Genomic DNA, 17,694 nt, shown 5'->3' with positions numbered 1-17,694 from the left:
ATTAACTAATTAGAATAAGCATAAAGCTCATTGATTTTTCTTAGTTCAAACTTTCCTTCAGAATCAATCACGATGTCACAAAAAGTCACTTTATTACTATTTGTTTTCTGAATCATAGCCGACAAAACAATACGATCCTTTTCAATAGATGAAGATTCGTCAACCATAATTTTCACAATGGAATTGTTTAATTGAAGGTCGTTTTTTATAGTTTCAAAAAACTGTTTGTCCACCTTTTTATTAAAAATTTCTATTGAATTTTTAGTGATAATCACTTCCGAAATAAACTCTCTGTAATATTCTTTATGGTTTATTGTGTCTTGTTTAAACTCATTTAAAACACTTTTTTCCATGCTGGAATATGTTTTCATTTTTATATGAAAACCATTACTTAAAATGGTATCAGTAACAACTTCCGTATATGTTTCTGGAATATAAGTTATGCTTTCAGAAAAAGAATCTAACAGCTTGTTTTCCTTCAAGACGGCTGAGTTGTTATTATAAACACGATCTCTGCCATCGCAACTCACAGAAACTATTCCAATAAATACAAGTAATAATATAAATTTCGACATAATAAATTCTGTTAAAATGATTCTATTTTCTTTTCTCTTTATTCTTTTTTTTCAAGTTAAATATCTAAATCGAATGTTTTTCGTAAGGTTTCTATGGCTGGGTTTTTCTCTAATAATTTTTCATATTTATCCATGGATGAATAAGCATATTGCTTTTCCATTTCTTCATTAACTTCTATGGATAAATGAAGGTCGTAATTATTAAGGGCTTTTTTTAAGAACATCATCAAGTCGTATTGCTGACGTTCAACTTCTACCTTGTTTGTGGCATTTGGGAATTCTAAATGTATAGTTGTTCCAACTACTTTTGGAGTATCTATGGAAAGTATGGAAGCCAAATTAAATTGTCCTTTTTCTTCCAATGTTTTAACAAAGGAGCTCCAGTAGGACATAAAAACTTCATTGGTAAACTGATCTGTTGGTAAATTTTCTTCATCAACAACAACTTCCATTTGTTTTATTTGATGGTCTTTTTTTGCTTGAATACTTTTAAGTGAAAGTCCTGAAGTTGCTTTTTTCCCACTGTTTAAAGTAATTTTTGGAATTTCAGAAGTTTCTTGTGTAACAGTTTCGGCTATTTTCTTAGAAACCGAAGTTGCATTTGTTGCAACTTGGGCATAAGTGCTTTGCTCTGATTTTTCAGCTACAGCTTGTTGTTTTTTTGGAACAGCAACAGGAATAGGCTTAATTCCTTTTTTAATAAAATAACTGGCAGGAATTATGAAGTTTTTGCTATTTTTTTTTTCTCCATCAAAAGTGATAGAGGCAAGCTGCATGATACATAATTCAACAAGTAACCGTTGATTTTTGCTGGATTTAAATTTTAAATCACAATCGTTGGCAAGTTCAATGCCATGCAGTAAAAATGGTTGCGATGCTTTTTTAGATTGAATCAGGTACTTATCTTTGGTGTCTTCGCCAACTTCTAAAAGTTCAATGGTTTCAGAATTCTTACAAACCAGCAAATCTCTAAAGTGAGAAGCCAGTCCAGCGATGTAATGATGTCCATCGAAACCTTTGGCTAAAATGCTGTTAAATTGAATTAACAAGGCAGGAATATTATTTTCAAGTATATAATCTGTACTTGTAAAATAGGTTTCGTAATCAAGAACATTTAAGTTTTCGGTAACTGCCTGTCTGGTTAAATGTTTTCCAGAGAAACTAACCACACGATCAAAAATGGAAAGTGCATCACGCATAGCGCCATCTGCTTTTTGAGCGATGATATGAAGTGCGTCGTCTTCTGCATCAATGCCTTGTTCTTGAGCAATAAATTTTAAATATTCTTTGGCATCTTTAACGGTTATGCGTTTAAAATCGAAAATCTGACAACGCGATAAGATGGTTGGAATAATTTTATGTTTTTCTGTAGTTGCAAGTATAAAAATGCAATGTTTTGGTGGTTCTTCTAGGGTTTTCAAGAAGGCATTAAAAGCCGCTTGAGAAAGCATGTGAACTTCATCAATAATATACACTTTGTATTTTCCTACTTGTGGTGGAATACGAACCTGATCTGTTAATTCTCTAATTTGGTCTACACCGTTATTAGAAGCCGCATCTAGTTCAAAAATATTAAAAGCAAAATCTTCATCTACTTTTTCTGTACCATCGCTATTAATCATTTTAGCCAAAATACGTGCACAAGTTGTTTTACCAACACCACGAGGACCTGTAAATAATAATGCTTGTGCTAAATGATTGTTTTCAATGGCATTCAGTAAGGTATTTGTAATAGCTTGCTGCCCAACAACGTCCTTAAACGTTTGAGGTCTGTATTTACGCGCAGATACTACAAAGTGTTCCAATTTTACCTAATTTAATTTAGCATTCAAGATGCTAATTGATCTTGTAACAAAGTTAAAAATTCAGCTTAAAATAAGTTGATTTTAAAGCTAAATTTAATAGGAGTTATTAACAAAAAAAGTGCCTAAAGTATTTAAAGTGTCTAGAGTGCCTAAAGTTGGTTTTTAAAAATACTTTAGTCGCACTTAACTTTAAGTACTTATAACTTTAGACACTTTTAACTCTTAGTACTTATAACTTTTACATAACTTTGCAGGAAGCAGATCGCCTTATCGCTGTCCTGTTTATTCAGGATGGAGGAAAGTCCGAACACCGTAGTGCAACATAGTGGTTAATGGCCACCAGTCGTGAGATTAGGAAAAGTGCAACAGAAAGTATGTACAGGTAATGCTGTAGTGAAACCAGGTAAACTCTATGTGGTGCAATGTCATGTATACCAACGTTTGAGGGCGGCACGCTCGATTGTTGGAGGGTAGGCAGCTAAAGTGTGCTGGTAACAGTATGCTCAGATAAATGATAAGGGCTTTTCTATTTTATAAATAGAGAATGTACAGAATTCGGCTTATAGATTTGCTTAAATAAACAATCCCATTTAGTGTATACTATTTGGGATTTGTTTTATAATTTATTCTTCTTCGTCGCTACTTTCGGCATTAAAAAAGCTAAACATGTTTCCGCCATAACTTTTGGAATAGCTAAAATTTTCAACTTTAGATAAATCGGTGTGTTTCGAATGTTCTACAACTAAAACACCGCCTTCTTCTAATAGGTTGTTTTTAAATACAAGCTCAGGAATTCTGGTAAAATATTCCAAAGAGAATTCGTAAGGAGGGTCGGCAAAAATAATAGTCGCTTTTTGTGTCGATTTTTCTAAAAACTTAAAAACATCACTCTTTATAGTTCGAATAGTCATACCAAAACTAATTGCTGTCTCATTAATAAATTTAATACAGCCATAATCTTGATCTACTGAAACAATATCTTTAGTACCACGTGACGCAAATTCATAGCTTATATTTCCTGTTCCTGAAAAAAGGTCTAGAACAGAGATATCGTCAAGATAATATAGATTGTTTAAAATATTAAATAAAGCTTCCTTAGCCATATCTGTGGTAGGACGAACAGGAAGTTTTTTAGGAGCAGTAATCCGTCTGCCTTTAAATTCTCCAGAAACTATGCGCATTAAAAACTTTGTATTAGTACAAAATCTGAATAATTAGATTTTGGATTGTTAGTATAAAGGTAGGAATCTAATCTTTTGCCAAAATGGACATGACGAATGTATTTATAAAGTATTTCGAATAAATCTGAATCTTTATCAATACATCCTAAAAGCACAAGGTCTATTTTTTCAGGATTGAGCTTCAATTGTTCAATGGTAAATAAAATATAATAAATAAAATCTTCTTTAGTCGAATAGTCAAAGGTGTTATACAATGTTAATTGTCCTTTGTTAGTTACAACAATTTCAAAATGGTCTTTATTAACGTTTACATAGAGTTTAAAATTGTCTGCATGTTTTTCAATCTGTAGAATCTTATCGATAAGTATGGATGAAAAATGACTGTAGATAAAAGTTCCAAAAGTGTCGTAAATATAATTGTTAATGTTCACATATGGCACATACACATTCACGCTTTCGTTTATGTCTATCGTATCGTAAGCAATAAAATCCGATTTTAATATTTTGGAATTGAACTTTAAATAATCTGCTAAAAAATCTTCATTAAATAAAGGTTTTGGTACTAGAGTAGCCAATTCATTCACATAAATAACGTGCACATTATGGAATGGTGTTTTTAATTCTTCTTCTGTATTGAATAGATGTTTTAGAAAATCTAAAGCTTCAAAAGGCGAAAGTTTTTTGTCTTTTTCAAAATGTTTTAAAAAAGTAATGCTATTTGTTTGTCGATTTAGAATACAAAAAGAAAGTCCATTCAAACTTACTTGAATGGACAATTCTAGATTAGTTATTACTTTATCAGTATTATTCGCTATCACCATAAGTTTTAGGCCAATTTCCAATGGTCTTAACTTCGTTCATTGATCCTACTTTTAATGCATCTCCATTAACACCATCAACCGCTATAACTTGGTTTTCTTGATCAATTAAAGATTTGTTTTGATCAAATAAGATGATACTTTTCTTAACGCTTGCTTCAAAAACAGGAATTTTTATATCATTTTCTTCTAGTACACCTGATTGCATTTCAAATTGTGCATCTGTATTAGGCACATTCATCATGGTTTTATATCTATCAGAGTTTTTGAATAATGAATCCTTAACCGATTTAAAACCTAAGGTGTCAATAATTGTAATTTCCTTAGTAGTTTCAACACCACCATAACGTTTCGTTAATTCTTCATCTATAATAGTAGAATCTCTACGTTGGGTAATAGTAAATTGTGCCGTGTCTAGAAATTTCTCCAAACTCTCAAAATTAGGAGCAAACTGACCTGTTACTTGTTGATGAGCCAATTGTGCATCTCTAATATCAATAAGCTTCTCAATTACTACAGCATAACGTTTGTTCTTTACTTTGTTAAATTGAATAGGTTCGTAAACAGACATATAAGTCAGGTAACCCAAAAAGAAAATTAAAGCCCAGAGAGCGATAGTCAAAACAGGCTTTGCTTTAGAAGGGATAAATTTGTCAATTAGCCATACTAAACCAATTGTAACTACTATTACAGCAACAGCTATAAGAATTATTTTTAACATAGTGTCAGTTATTAAATTTTATTAAGGTGTAACGCAAATCTACAATTTTTTTTTAATCGTAAAAACCAAAGGACGAAAAAATCATTCCTATATTTGATGAAATTTAATAAATTAACATCTTTCATGACCTCTTCGGAATTTTATTCTCTTATAAGACAGCAGTTTCCATTCAAACCTACATCAAAACAAGAAATTGTTTTATTACAACTTTCGGAGTTTATTTTTAGTAAGGAGCCAAATGCACTATATTTATTAAAAGGCTATGCTGGAACAGGGAAAACAACCATCATTGGTACTGTTGTGTCTAATTTATGGAAGGCAGAGAAGCGTGCGGTGCTAATGGCTCCAACTGGTCGTGCAGCAAAAGTAATCTCCAATTATTCTGGGAAAGAAGCTTTTACCATCCATAAAAAAATATATTTTCCAAAAAAAGATAAAGGAGGAGGTGTAAAATTTGTTTTACAACCTAATAAGCATAAAAACACCATTTTTATAGTTGATGAGGCTTCCATGATTCCAGATACTCCTGGAGAATCCAAATTTTTTGAAAATGGCTCCCTTTTAGACGATTTAATGCAATATGTTTATTCTGGTTCTAATTGCAAGCTTTTATTAATTGGAGATACAGCTCAATTACCTCCAGTTAAATTAGATTTAAGTCCTGCTTTAGATGAAAACATGTTAAGTCTTAACTATAACAAAGAAGTTACTAAGATGGAGTTGGACGAAGTAGTTAGGCAAGAGCAAGATTCTGGAATTTTGGTTAATGCTACGAGTTTGCGTGAAGCCATTACAGATACTTTTTTCGACACTTTTAAGTTTAATTTAAACGGTTATACAGATATTATTAGGCTTACGGATGGTTATGAAATTATGGATGCTATAAATGATGCCTATAGTGAATTAGGCAATGAGGAAACAGCCATTATAGTAAGAAGTAACAAGCGCGCCAATTTATATAATGAACAAATTAGAAACCGAATTTTATTTAATGAAAATGAGTTAACAACAGGAGATTTTATAATGGTTGTTAAGAATAATTATTTTTGGATAAAACCTACTACTGAAGCTGGGTTTATTGCCAATGGAGATATTATTCAGGTCCTAGAAATATTTAATATTATTGATTTGTATGGTTTTCGTTTTGCTGAAGTGAAAGTTCGAATGGTTGATTATCCTAAAATGGCACCATTTGAAACCGTGTTACTTCTCGATACCATTTCAGCAGAAACTCCTTCGCTTACCTATGAAGATTCCAACAGACTTTATCAAGAAGTTATGAAGGACTATGAAAATGAAACTAGTAATTATAAAAAGTTTTTAAGCGTCAAGAATAATAAATATTTTAATGCCTTGCAGGTTAAGTTTTCCTATGCCATAACTTGTCATAAATCTCAAGGAGGGCAGTGGAATACGGTATTTGTAGAACAGCCTTATTTACCGGATGGCATTACAAAAGATTATTTACGTTGGTTATACACTGCTGTAACTCGAGCTAAAGATAAATTGTACCTCATTGGTTTTAAAGATGAATTTTTTACTGAAGAATAAATCAGTTGTAGGCTTGCCTATAGAAGAATATTGAAAAGGCGAAAATTTCACTGAAGTTAGTCGTTATATATCTTTTAAAAATCCTATTTTTGAATTAATAATAAAATCTTTGATGAAAATAATTTCCATGATTCCTGCACGCTATAGTGCATCTCGTTTTCCAGGCAAACTTATGCAAGATTTGGGAGGCAAATCTGTTATTAGAAGAACTTACGAAGCTACTGTAAACACCAAGTTATTTGACGATGTTTTTGTAGTAACCGATAGTCAGATTATTTTCGATGAAATTACCAATCATGGAGGGAAAGCCCTGATGAGTAAAAAAGAACATGAATGTGGAAGCGATAGAATAGCAGAAGCAGTCGAGCATATGGACATTGATATTGTGGTAAATGTACAAGGAGACGAACCATTTACAGAAGTATCTTCATTAAAAAAACTCATTGAGGTTTTTAAAGACGATGTAAATAAAGAAATAGATTTAGCATCTCTAATGGTTCATATTTCCGATTGGGACGAAATTAAAAATCCAAATACCGTAAAAGTAATTGTGGATAAAAATAATTTTGCACTTTATTTTTCAAGAAGTCCAATTCCTTATCCAAGAGACGAAACTATTGATGTAAAATATCATAAACACAAAGGTGTTTATGCTTTTAGAAAAGAAGCTTTATTGGATTTTTATAGATTACCAATGCTAACCTTAGAAGCTTCAGAAAAAATAGAATGTATTCGTTATTTAGAATATAGCAAAAAAATAAAAATGGTAGAAACAGATGTTCAGGGCGTGGAAATTGACACTCCTGAAGATTTAGAACGAGCAAAGAAGCTTTGGAAATAAGGACGTTCTTCCTTATAAAGGATCTACCAATAAGCAAAAATAAATTTAGAAATATTAAATTAAGATTGAAATAAATTTGATTGAAGAGTACAAAAATATAAAAGTTATTGGCTTTGATGCAGATGATACGCTTTGGGTAAACGAAACATATTTTCGTGATGCCGAAGTAGCTTTTGCAAACTTATTATCTCAATTCGAAACTGTAAACAAAATAGACCAGGAACTCTTTAAAATGGAGATGAAAAACCTGCCTCTTTATGGTTATGGTGTTAAAGGCTTTGTGCTTTCAATGGTTGAGATGGCTTTGGAATTATCTAATAATAATGTATCCAATAAAACCATGCAAACCATCTTAGATATTGGGAAAGACATGCTTAACAAACCTGTAGAATTGCTTGATGGAGTGGAAGAAGTTTTAAAAACCCTTTCAACTAAATACCGATTAATATTAGCAACAAAAGGCGATTTACTAGACCAGCAACGAAAGTTGGAAAAGTCTGGTTTAACAGACTATTTTCATCATATTGAAGTGTTGATTGATAAACAAGATGTTAATTATTCCAAACTTTTAAATCATTTGGATATTAAGCCATCGGAATTTTTAATGGTTGGAAATTCTTTAAAATCAGATGTATTACCTTTAGTAAATATTAAGGCGCACGCTATTCATGTGCCATTTCATACAACTTGGGCTCACGAACAGGTGGATGAAAAAGAAACCAATGGTAAAACCTATAAAACAGTGGCAAGTTTGTTAGATATTTTACCATTATTAAATTAATTTGATAATTTTAGTATTCCATATTCATGAGTTATAAAAATTTCCCAATGGTGTCCAAAGTGGTTTTTGGACGAGGTAGTTTTAATCAATTAGGAGATATTCTTTCTCCAAAAAGATTAAACGTCAAAGCACCATTTATATATATTGTGGACGATGTTTTTCAAGGTAATTCTTGGTTGACTTCAAGAATTCCATTGTCTTACGATGATAAAATATATTATATTTCAGCAAATGAAGAACCGAAAACATCTCAAGTAGATGAACTTGTTGAAGAGATTATTCTAACCTATAAAGCACTACCATCTGGAATTATAGGCATTGGAGGAGGAACCATTATGGATCTTGCTAAAGCTATTTCCATTATGTTAACTAACGAGGGTGAATCTAAAGAATATCAAGGTTGGGATTTAGTTAAAAAACCGGCTATTTATCATGTTGGCATCCCAACAATATCTGGAACAGGAGCCGAAGTATCTCGAACCACCATTCTAACTGGGCCTCATAGAAAATTAGGAATTAATAGTGATTTCACGCCTTTTGATCAAGTTGTTTTAGATCCGGAATTAACAAAAGATGTTCCTAAAGATCAATGGTTTTATACAGGAATGGATTGCTATGTTCATTGTATAGAGTCTTTAAATGGAACTTATTTAAACTCGTTTAGTCAAAGTTACGGCGAAAAGGCATTAGAATTATGTAAAGAGATTTTTTTAGAAGACACTTTAAGCAAAGATGAATCTAATGATAAGTTAATGATGGCTTCATGGCATGGAGGTATGAGTATTGCTTATTCACAAGTTGGCGTTGCACACGCCATGAGTTATGGCTTAGGTTATCTGCTAGGAGTAAAACATGGCGTAGGTAATTGTATTGTGTTTGAACATTTAGAAGAATATTACCCTGAAGGTGTTGCCATGTATAAGGTTATGCGTGAAAAGCATAATATAACAATTCCAAAAGGAATTTGCTCAAACTTATCCGATAAGGAATTCGATATTATGATAGATGTGGCTTTAAGCTTAGAACCATTATGGGAAAATGCTCTTGGAAAACATTGGAAAAAAACCATAACTCGCGACAAGCTAAAGGAACTATATCTTAAAATGTAATATGCGGAAACTTGCTAAATTTATTTATTTCAAAATTATAGGTTGGAAAATGGTGGGCAATACAAACATGTCTAAAGACACTGTTAAAAAAGCTGTTCTAATAGCCTTGCCACATACTAGTTGGCATGATTTCTATATAGGGTTGTTACTTCGAAAAGTAATAGGGATCCAATCTAATTTTGTTGGTAAAAAAGAACTTTTTACTTGGCCGTTGGGCTATTATTTTAGATCCATAGGAGGTAGGCCAATAGATAGAAAATCTGGTCAAAACAAAGTCCAAGCCATTGCTAAACTATTCGATCAGAATGACGAGTTCCGCTTAATGCTGGCTCCAGAAGGAACTAGAAAAAAAGTAACCGAATGGCGAACAGGTTTTTATTATATAGCTAAAGCGGCTAATGTGCCTATTATTATGTTTACTCTAGATTTTAAGAATAAACAGAATAAAATATCCGAACCATTTTATACAACGGACGATATGGAAGCTGATTTTAAATATATGAGACAGTTTTTTGAAGGAGTAGTTGGTAAAGTACCAGAGTATTCTTAGGTGTTTGGCATAAATTTTGAAAAGATTAAGATAAGGTTGGTAGATGAAACATAAAGTAAACTTTTTGTCCCTAAAAAGAAACATATACTAATATAAAAAGCTACTTCCTTTGAAGTAGCTTTTTTAATTTATGATTGGTTGAATCTAATCTATAACTTTAAAGTCCTTCATTTCTTTTAAAGGTTCCAAAACGTTATAATCCTTCCAATATTCTGGATCGAAAGCCTTTAGAGTTTCATAATCTATTTTTCGTTTCTCAGTGGTAGCAGCATATTCTGAAGCTGTGATGTTTTTTTCTCCCATAACTAGAATCTCGTTCTTCTCTTTAAAGATACCTTCAACCTTAAAATCGAAAGACACTTTTTCGCTACTGTTATTGTCTTTAAATTTAATAGGTCTATCTACATAAAAATATCTTTCAAGCTGGTCTGTCATGTAATTTGGATAATAGTAGCCATCTTCATTTCTGTTATAAATTACAAATCCATTTTTATTTTGTTCAATGTATTTAACGCCTAAAAGGAATTTTAAATTAAACTTTTCTCCAATCCGCCCTTTTGCAAATTTATAATCTGCTCTTAAAATTGCAAAGGTTTCATTAGACACGTAAAAAGTACCTTCAAAATCGGCCGAACTTCTACGTGGAGCATAACTAATAACATAAACCATTTCATTACCTATAAAGGTAATATCCTTAATTGCGTATTCGTATTTTTTGGTATCTGTTATAAAGTTTAAAATGGTTTTTGAAGAAAAGGCATAATCATTTACCATTTTATGAACCATATTCCTGATAAATTTTAAAGAATTAAAAGTGTCTTCAACTTTACTTCTATCTTCATTTAAAGACACGGAATCGGACATGGTAAACAAACCGGATTTAACAGTATATATTTTGTCTTTATCTAGATGTTTTAGCACAATATCCTTGGCTTTATCAGTAAGCATTTCAACAGATTGGTTATTGCGTTCGTCCAATAATCTAATGGCTTTGTCAACTTCTAATTTTGAATCTTCTTCATTCTTAATATTTATAGAACCAACAAATTCTGTGTATTGCTTCGATTTATTAGTTAATAACGATTTTTCTAAACCATCCAAATCTTTATTAAATGCTTCCAATTGCTTCTTTTTAAAACCAGTGGATTTATCTATTTCAAAATTAGCATCCTTACCAATAATATACTCGGTTCTTCGACTAAAGATATCGTAAGAAACCAAATCGCTTTTATAATTCCTCTTTAAGTTTTTATTGACATAAAGCATTATAGAATCTATTGTTAAGGGTTTATTGGTTAAATAGACTTCATGAAGTTCATTGACCTGATCTGATAATTTATACTCTTTTGAAGAAAATTCTTGAAGGAGTAAACCTATTTTTTCATAGCCTAAACATGAAATATAAACAGAATCAGAAGCTGTAAATCCCTGGGTTTCTATAGAGAAATTTCCTTCTTCGTTAGTAATAACACCATAATTTGGACCAATTTGAATGGTAGCAAAAGGAATAGGTTCATTAGATTTTGTTAGGACTTTTCCGGAAACTTGTTGCGAAAATCCAAAATAGATGAAACCAAATATAAATAGAATGGTTAAAGTTGTTTTAAGCATGGGTTTTATTTTTAAAACGATTGACGTGTTGGTTTGTTACCTATAAAGATGAAAAATCCCAAACGATATGTTTGGGATTTTTAGAAATATTTATGAATATATTTTGAAAAAGCTACTCTTCAGCACTCTCTTCCATAGTATGATAGACGTTTTGTACATCGTCATCGTCATCCAACTTTTCAAGTAATTTTTCGACATCTACAACTTCCTCTGGAGTTAATTTTTTAGTTACTTGAGGAATGCGCTCAAAACCCGAAGAGAGAATTTCAATCTCACGAGATTCTAATTCTGCTTGAATGGCTCCAAAGCTTTCAAAAGGTGCGTAAATTAAAATACCATCATCGTCTGCAAAAACTTCCTCAGCTCCAAAATCTATTAATTCTAATTCCATTTCTTCAGGATCTAATCCTTCATTTGGAATTCTGAAATTACAAGTGTGGTCGAACATAAAAACAACGGAACCAGAAGTTCCTAAGCTACCATCGCATTTATTAAAATAACTACGAACGTTAGCCACAGTTCTTGTATTATTATCGGTTGCAGTTTCTACTAAAATGGCAATTCCATGAGGTGCATAACCTTCAAAAATAACTTCTTTATAATCGCCTTGACTTTTATCACTTGCTTTTTTAATAGCGCGTTCCACATTATCTTTCGGCATGTTAACGGCCTTGGCATTCTGTATCACCGCTCGTAATCTAGAATTACTTGCCGGGTCTGGACCACCTTCTTTAATAGCCATTACAATGTCTTTACCAATTCGAGTAAAAGCTTTACTCATGGCAGACCAACGTTTCATTTTACGTGCTTTACGAAATTCAAAAGCTCTTCCCATCTAAAAAATTTTATTTTTAGTTCCCACGAAAGTGGAAATCTCTTTTAATAATTAGTTTGTTTGACAAATTTAAAAAAATAAGGTCATTGAGACCGATTCGATAAAGAAAATTCTCAATTACTAAAGTATTTATTATTGTCATGCAATTATCTTAAATAGCAATAAACCTCTAGTAAGACAAATCTACTCTGAAGACTGTTACTGTAAACTGCTTGCTATTCCTGAACTTCAACAATCAGTTCTATAGCTTCCGCTAGTTTGAAATCTTTGTCCGTTACACCTCCAGCATCATGTGTTGACAAAGAAATAGTCAAGACATTATAGATGTTAGTCCATTCTGGATGATGATTTAACGCTTCGCATTCAAAAGCAATTCTGCTCATAGCACTAAAACAATCCTTAAAATTCTCGAATTCAAATTCTGAATGAATTGCATTTTCATAATATTCCCAACCAGGAAAACGCAATAATTTTTTTTCAATGTCTTGATCTCTTAATTTGCTCATTTTGTTTCCATTTTAATATGAATAAAATTACTCTTTTTAGATGAAATTATCAATTATACAAGCAATTCATTTATAATTTCTAAACTTGTTAATTGAAGATGTTTTGGTAACAAATTAATTTTTGGTAAAACAGCCAAATACCTTTCATCGTTGGTTGTAAACACTTGTTTAAAAAGCGGATTGTAATCTCCAATAGTTTTTATAATGTCTTCAATAAATTCATCGTGATGTACTAAATCGGTACTTCCTAAATGAAAAATCCCCGTTTTATTTCTGTTAATAATGTAGTGGATTTGTTGTGTTAATTTAAAATCTGAAGTCACATTCATTACCAGATTAGGAAACACTTCAATAGGTTCTTTATTAATTATAAACTCCTTAATTTCTTGAATTCTTGGCGAATGCGCTCCGAAAACCATTGGTAATCTTACAATAGCAACCTGTCTTTTAGGTAAGCGCATAAGCATGTTTTCTATTTTGATTTTAAAATGCCCATAAACACTATGACTTAAGGTCTTATCCTGCTCGTAACTAGGATATTTGCTGTAACCATCAAACACGTTTGCAGATGAAAGAAAAATGAGTTTACATTCGCGACGAGATTTTAAATAATCGCAAATATGCGAATGAGCAATTACTTGAGCCGAAAATTTGCCACGAAGCGCAGAAATAATTATAGTAGGTTTTACAGCTTCTAAAATGTCGAAAATATCGTCTTCTTCGACGTTATATTGAAATAAATGTTTGTTCTTTTCAAAAACTAAGTTTTCAGTATTATAGGTGCCAAAGGTCTTAAAATAGGAGCAGAGTTCTTTGTAAATAGCATTTCCTAAAAAGCCACTGGCGCCTAAAATTAATACACGATGTTTATCTTCTCTTTCTTTCATATAAGCTTAAAACGGAAGATTTGTAATTAAAATATAGATTGATTGGTTTCTGTGGTAAATTGTTCAAGAGCTTGCATTCCCAATTTAGAATTACCTCTTTCGTTTAAACCAGGAGCCCAAACAGAAATAACAAATTCATTTGGTAGTAAGGCTACAATGCCACCACCAACACCACTTTTTCCTGGAAGTCCAACTTCGAAAGCAAATTCTCCTGCTTCGTCGTAAAAACCACAAGTAAGCATTATAGCGCTGATACGTTTGGCTTGACTTTTAGTAAGTCTGGTTTTTTCTAATAGACATTTTCCTTTATTAGCAAAGACAAAAAAAGCTTTCGTTAATTGAGCACAGGTCATATTTAATGAGCACTGATGAAAATAAAAATCTAATACATCATCTACCTCATTTTCTAAATTATTGAAGGACTTAAGTAAGTTGGCAGCCGCGTAATTCCTATAACCTGTTATTTTTTCTGAATATGCAACCTTTAGATCATAATCAATACTAGAGTCTCCTGTAAGGTCTCTTACAAAATTTAAGAAATCTTCTTTCGGGTTGTCTAATACAGAAACCAAAACATCGGCAATAACAATAGCCCCAGAATTGATTAGTGGATTTCTAGGGATTCCTTCTTCTAATTCTAATAATGACAAATGATTAAACGGGTTTCCAGAAGGTTCTACATCCAGACGGTTCCAAATGTCAGAGCCAACTTTAGACATTGCTAAAGCCAAACTTAAAACTTTGGAAATACTCTGAATGGAGAATTTCTTTTCAGAATCTCCAACCGAAAAAGTTTCACCAGAAATAAGGTGTAAATGGATTCCAAAAGCATTTTTATCTACGTTAGCTAATTCTGGAATGTACGTGGCAATCTCGCCTTTGTCTTTTTCTAGAATAACAGTTTGATAGATGTTATTTAAAATACCTTGGTAATCAATCATACATTATCCTTTGTAAAATGGAAGTTTTATCACCGTTGCTGGAACAGCATTTTTTCTAATTTGAATATGAATTTTACTATCAATATCAGCAAATACTTTTGGGACATACCCCATGCCAATTCCAATACCTAATGAAGGAGACATCGTTCCTGAAGTTACGCGGCCAATAGTTTTTCCTTGACCATCAACAATATCGTATCCTTGTCTTGGAACACCACGTTCGTCTAATTTAAAAGCGACCAATTTATTTTCAACACCATGAGCTTTTTCCGCTTCTAAGGCTTTCGAGTTTGTAAATTCTTTGGTGAATTTAGTTACCCAACCTAAACCTGCTTCAAAAGGAGATGTGGTATCATCAATATCGTTTCCATAAAGGCAATAACCCATTTCTAAACGGAGAGTATCTCTTGCTGCAAGACCAATAGGTTTTATTCCGAAGTTTTTTCCTGCTTCAAAAACTTTATCCCAAACTTGTTTTACCTCACTATTTTTGCAATAGATTTCAAAACCGCCACTACCTGTATAACCTGTAGCAGAAATAATAACATTTTCTATTCCGGCAAAATCGCCTACTATAAAATTATAAAACTTTATTTCAGAAAGATTATGACTCGTTAAGCTTTGCATGGCTTCAACGGCTTTTGGACCTTGAATGGCTAAAAGCGAATAATCTTCACTTAAATCTTTCATTTGAGCACCAACATCATTTTTAGATGAAATCCAATTCCAATCTTTCTCTATGTTACTTGCATTTACAACCAATAAATACGTTTCTTCTTTAATTTTATAAATAAGTAAATCGTCTACAACACCACCATCATCATTTGGTAAATAGCTGTATTGAGCTTTTCCAATTGTTAATTTGGTAGCATCGTTACTTGAAACTTTTTGAATGAGCTCCAAAGCGTGAGGTCCTTCAATTAAAAATTCTCCCATATGCGATACGTCAAAAACACCTACAGCCTTTCTAACGGTTTCGTGTTCTATATTTACGCCTTCATATTGAACTGGCATATTATAACCAGCAAAAGGGACCATTTTAGCTCCAAGAGCTTCGTGTGTAGATGATAAAGCAATATTTTTCATTGAAGATATTTTTTCATTCCCGTGCCTGCCTGCCGTTTTGGTAGGAAGACGGAAATCATATAAATTAAACTTAAGTTGTCTAGCAAAAGTATCGAAAGTATCTATTTATTGAGGTATAAAATGGGATTAAAAATTTGTTAATTTTTAATATTTTTATGTATAAATAATTATTTTAGAGACTTCCAAAACCAAACCCATATGAAACTTCATTTTACTATTCTTTTCCTTTTGTTTTTTTCTATTACCTTATTTGCTCAAGACGGGAATCCAACAGATTATTTAAAACCCGATTTTCATAAAACTAGAAGAGAAGCTTTCAGAGTAAAAATGCCAGAGAATAGTGTCGCAGTTCTATTTGCGAATCCTATTAGAAATCGTGCCAACGATGTGGATTATGTATATCATCAAGATCCAAATTTTTATTATTTAACAGGGTTTAAAGAGCCACATTCTGTAGTTGTAATTTTTTCTGAAACACAAACTAATGAAGAAGGAAACGACTATAATGAAATTCTTTATGTTCAAGAAAAAAATGCAAGAATGGAACTTTATAATGGCAATAGGTTAGGAGCTGAAGGGGCCAAAAAGGAATTAGGTTTCGATATGGCTTATTTTGGGACAGATTTTGAGATGTCAGGAATTGATTATGGGACGTTTGATAAAGTCATGTTTTTTAATTTTGAAGATGATTATAGAAAATCGAATAGAGATAAAGCCGATTTATTTAGTTTGGTTGAAACTTTTAAGACGCAAGCAAATTATAATGTTGAAGCATATTCAAATCCAATGAAGGATCGTGCGTATGAGATGATCAAAGTAACTGAAGTGGAAAATAGTAATAATCTGGTGAAGGATTTAGGTCGTGCCTTAGAATATTACCCAGAATTAAAGGAGGATAAAATTATTTCAGAATACATAAATACCACTGATAATAAGACGCGTATTGAATTAAAAAATCAAGTAATTAAAATAGAAGCTGAAACACCTAAAAGTAATTTAGATATTAAAACCTTAACCACTATTATGGGAGAGTTAAGACAGATTAAAACTCCTGAAGAAATGGTGTTGCTTACAAAAGCGGTTAGAATATCGGCTATGGGACAACGAGAAATAATGAAAGCCATGCACCCAGGTATGTCTGAAACCGAAATTCAAGGGATTCATGAATATGTTTATAAAAAATATGGAAGTGAATACGAAGGATACCCAAGTATTGTTGGTGCAGGAAACAATGCTTGTGTATTACATTATATTGATAATAGTAAACTGAAAGTAGAAAACGATTTGGTTTTAATGGATTTAGGTGCCGAATATCATGGCTACACTGCCGATGTTACTAGAACCATTCCTGCCAGTGGAAAATTTACCACGGAGCAAAAAATAATTTACGATTTAGTTTATGAATCTCAAGAAGCAGGAATTGCTTCTGCAATTGTTGGAAATCCACATAATTCTACAGATACCGCTTGCAGGGAAGTGATAACAAAAGGTTTGTTGAAATTAGGCATTATAAAATCTGAAGAAGATTCTAGAAAATATTTTCCACATGGAACGTCACATTATATAGGCTTGGATGTTCACGATGCTGGACTTTATGGTCCTTTACAAGCTAATATGGTCATTACTGTGGAACCTGGTATTTACATTCCAGATGGAAGTGATTGTGATGAAAAATGGTGGGGAATTGGCGTTAGAATTGAAGACGATATTTTAATTACCGACAATGGGCCTGTAAATCTTTCTGCTGAAGCTCCCAGAAAATCTGAAGAGATAGAAAAACTTATGAAAGAGAAAAGTGCCTTAAATAACTTTAATCTGCCAAGTTTGGATTAAGTAAATAGCTTTTTCAGATTTAATATGTCCTTTTAAAAATAGTTTTATAAAGCAAAATTCGTA

At 32.1% G+C, this 17,694-nt stretch carries 17 protein-coding genes and 1 other RNA gene; 7 read left to right on the top strand and 11 right to left on the bottom strand.

What is annotated here, in order from left to right:
• Positions 1 to 5: 5 nt before the first annotated feature.
• Together IEV77_RS10810 and dnaX are read right to left on the bottom strand one after the other, a co-directional pair.
• Complete coding sequence (locus IEV77_RS10810) at positions 6 to 575, bottom strand: hypothetical protein (protein WP_188464605.1); 570 nt, start codon at positions 573 to 575, stop codon at positions 6 to 8.
• Positions 576 to 631: 56 nt separating this feature from the next.
• Positions 632 to 2,380, bottom strand: coding sequence for a DNA polymerase III subunit gamma/tau (gene dnaX / locus IEV77_RS10805; protein WP_188464603.1), 1,749 nt, complete (start codon positions 2,378 to 2,380; stop codon positions 632 to 634).
• A 254-nt stretch (positions 2,381 to 2,634) separates the two neighbouring features.
• Here dnaX and rnpB point away from each other — a divergent pair.
• An RNA gene (gene rnpB / locus IEV77_RS10800) (RNase P RNA component class A) lies at positions 2,635 to 2,959 on the top strand.
• Between the two features lie 44 nt (positions 2,960 to 3,003).
• Here the strand turns inward: rnpB and IEV77_RS10795 are convergent.
• Genes IEV77_RS10795 through IEV77_RS10785 form a run of 3 tightly spaced genes read right to left on the bottom strand, consistent with a single transcriptional unit; the run spans position 3,004 to position 5,100 of the window.
• The gene (locus tag IEV77_RS10795; protein ID WP_188464601.1) at positions 3,004 to 3,561 is read right to left on the bottom strand and encodes an RsmD family RNA methyltransferase; all 558 of its coding nucleotides are present in this window, start codon (positions 3,559 to 3,561) and stop codon (positions 3,004 to 3,006) included.
• The gene (locus IEV77_RS10790; protein ID WP_229736652.1) at positions 3,561 to 4,382 is read right to left on the bottom strand and encodes a DUF3822 family protein; all 822 of its coding nucleotides are present in this window, start codon (positions 4,380 to 4,382) and stop codon (positions 3,561 to 3,563) included. The genes IEV77_RS10795 and IEV77_RS10790 overlap by 1 nt, the downstream gene beginning before the upstream one ends.
• Positions 4,366 to 5,100, bottom strand: a complete 735-nt coding sequence (locus IEV77_RS10785; protein WP_229736651.1) for a hypothetical protein — start codon at positions 5,098 to 5,100, stop codon at positions 4,366 to 4,368. The genes IEV77_RS10790 and IEV77_RS10785 overlap by 17 nt, the downstream gene beginning before the upstream one ends.
• A gap of 123 nt (positions 5,101 to 5,223) precedes the next feature.
• Here IEV77_RS10785 and IEV77_RS10780 point away from each other — a divergent pair, with 123 nt between their 5' ends.
• The 5 genes from IEV77_RS10780 (at position 5,224) to IEV77_RS10760 (ending at position 9,932) form a co-directional block, all read left to right on the top strand.
• A complete protein-coding gene (locus tag IEV77_RS10780) occupies positions 5,224 to 6,651 on the top strand; it encodes an ATP-dependent DNA helicase (RefSeq protein ID WP_188464887.1) in 1,428 nt (475 codons plus the stop codon).
• A 112-nt stretch (positions 6,652 to 6,763) separates the two neighbouring features.
• Positions 6,764 to 7,492 carry a 3-deoxy-manno-octulosonate cytidylyltransferase gene (kdsB, locus tag IEV77_RS10775; protein WP_229736650.1) on the top strand — a complete coding sequence of 243 codons (729 nt, stop codon included), beginning with the start codon at positions 6,764 to 6,766 and terminating at the stop codon, positions 7,490 to 7,492.
• A 76-nt stretch (positions 7,493 to 7,568) separates the two neighbouring features.
• Positions 7,569 to 8,273 carry an HAD family hydrolase gene (locus tag IEV77_RS10770; RefSeq protein ID WP_229736649.1) on the top strand — a complete coding sequence of 235 codons (705 nt, stop codon included), beginning with the start codon at positions 7,569 to 7,571 and terminating at the stop codon, positions 8,271 to 8,273.
• 26 nt (positions 8,274 to 8,299) lie between these two features.
• Positions 8,300 to 9,382: an iron-containing alcohol dehydrogenase family protein gene (locus tag IEV77_RS10765; RefSeq protein ID WP_188464599.1), complete on the top strand. Its 1,083-nt coding sequence runs from the start codon at positions 8,300 to 8,302 to the stop codon at positions 9,380 to 9,382.
• A 1-nt stretch (position 9,383) separates the two neighbouring features.
• Entirely contained in the window at positions 9,384 to 9,932 is a 549-nt protein-coding gene (locus tag IEV77_RS10760) for a 1-acyl-sn-glycerol-3-phosphate acyltransferase (RefSeq protein ID WP_188464597.1), read from the top strand.
• A 144-nt stretch (positions 9,933 to 10,076) separates the two neighbouring features.
• On the opposite strand, the gene IEV77_RS10755 is transcribed toward IEV77_RS10760, so the two are convergent.
• The 6 genes from IEV77_RS10755 to gcvT form a co-directional block, all read right to left on the bottom strand.
• Positions 10,077 to 11,543 carry a carboxypeptidase-like regulatory domain-containing protein gene (locus IEV77_RS10755; RefSeq protein WP_188464595.1) on the bottom strand — a complete coding sequence of 489 codons (1,467 nt, stop codon included), beginning with the start codon at positions 11,541 to 11,543 and terminating at the stop codon, positions 10,077 to 10,079.
• A gap of 112 nt (positions 11,544 to 11,655) precedes the next feature.
• On the bottom strand, positions 11,656 to 12,378 hold the full coding sequence (locus IEV77_RS10750; protein WP_188464593.1) for a YebC/PmpR family DNA-binding transcriptional regulator: 723 nt from the start codon (positions 12,376 to 12,378) through the stop codon (positions 11,656 to 11,658).
• Positions 12,379 to 12,593: 215 nt separating this feature from the next.
• On the bottom strand, positions 12,594 to 12,884 hold the full coding sequence (locus IEV77_RS10745; protein WP_188464591.1) for a 4a-hydroxytetrahydrobiopterin dehydratase: 291 nt from the start codon (positions 12,882 to 12,884) through the stop codon (positions 12,594 to 12,596).
• 53 nt (positions 12,885 to 12,937) lie between these two features.
• Entirely contained in the window at positions 12,938 to 13,771 is an 834-nt protein-coding gene (locus IEV77_RS10740) for a sugar nucleotide-binding protein (protein WP_188464589.1), read from the bottom strand.
• Between the two features lie 26 nt (positions 13,772 to 13,797).
• Positions 13,798 to 14,712, bottom strand: a complete 915-nt coding sequence (locus tag IEV77_RS10735) for a glutaminase (protein WP_188464587.1) — start codon at positions 14,710 to 14,712, stop codon at positions 13,798 to 13,800.
• Between the two features lie 3 nt (positions 14,713 to 14,715).
• Positions 14,716 to 15,798, bottom strand: a complete 1,083-nt coding sequence (gene gcvT / locus IEV77_RS10730) for a glycine cleavage system aminomethyltransferase GcvT (protein WP_188464585.1) — start codon at positions 15,796 to 15,798, stop codon at positions 14,716 to 14,718.
• 198 nt (positions 15,799 to 15,996) lie between these two features.
• Between gcvT and IEV77_RS10725 the strand changes: the two genes are divergently transcribed.
• Positions 15,997 to 17,631 carry an aminopeptidase P family protein gene (locus IEV77_RS10725; protein WP_188464583.1) on the top strand — a complete coding sequence of 545 codons (1,635 nt, stop codon included), beginning with the start codon at positions 15,997 to 15,999 and terminating at the stop codon, positions 17,629 to 17,631.
• Positions 17,632 to 17,694: the final 63 nt, after the last annotated feature.

This window comes from Xanthomarina arctica (genome assembly GCF_014638915.1).
GTDB lineage: Bacteria > Bacteroidota > Bacteroidia > Flavobacteriales > Flavobacteriaceae > Xanthomarina > Xanthomarina arctica.
Note: the sequence above shows the minus strand (reverse complement) of the source record. Positions and strands in the feature narration are given on the sequence as shown.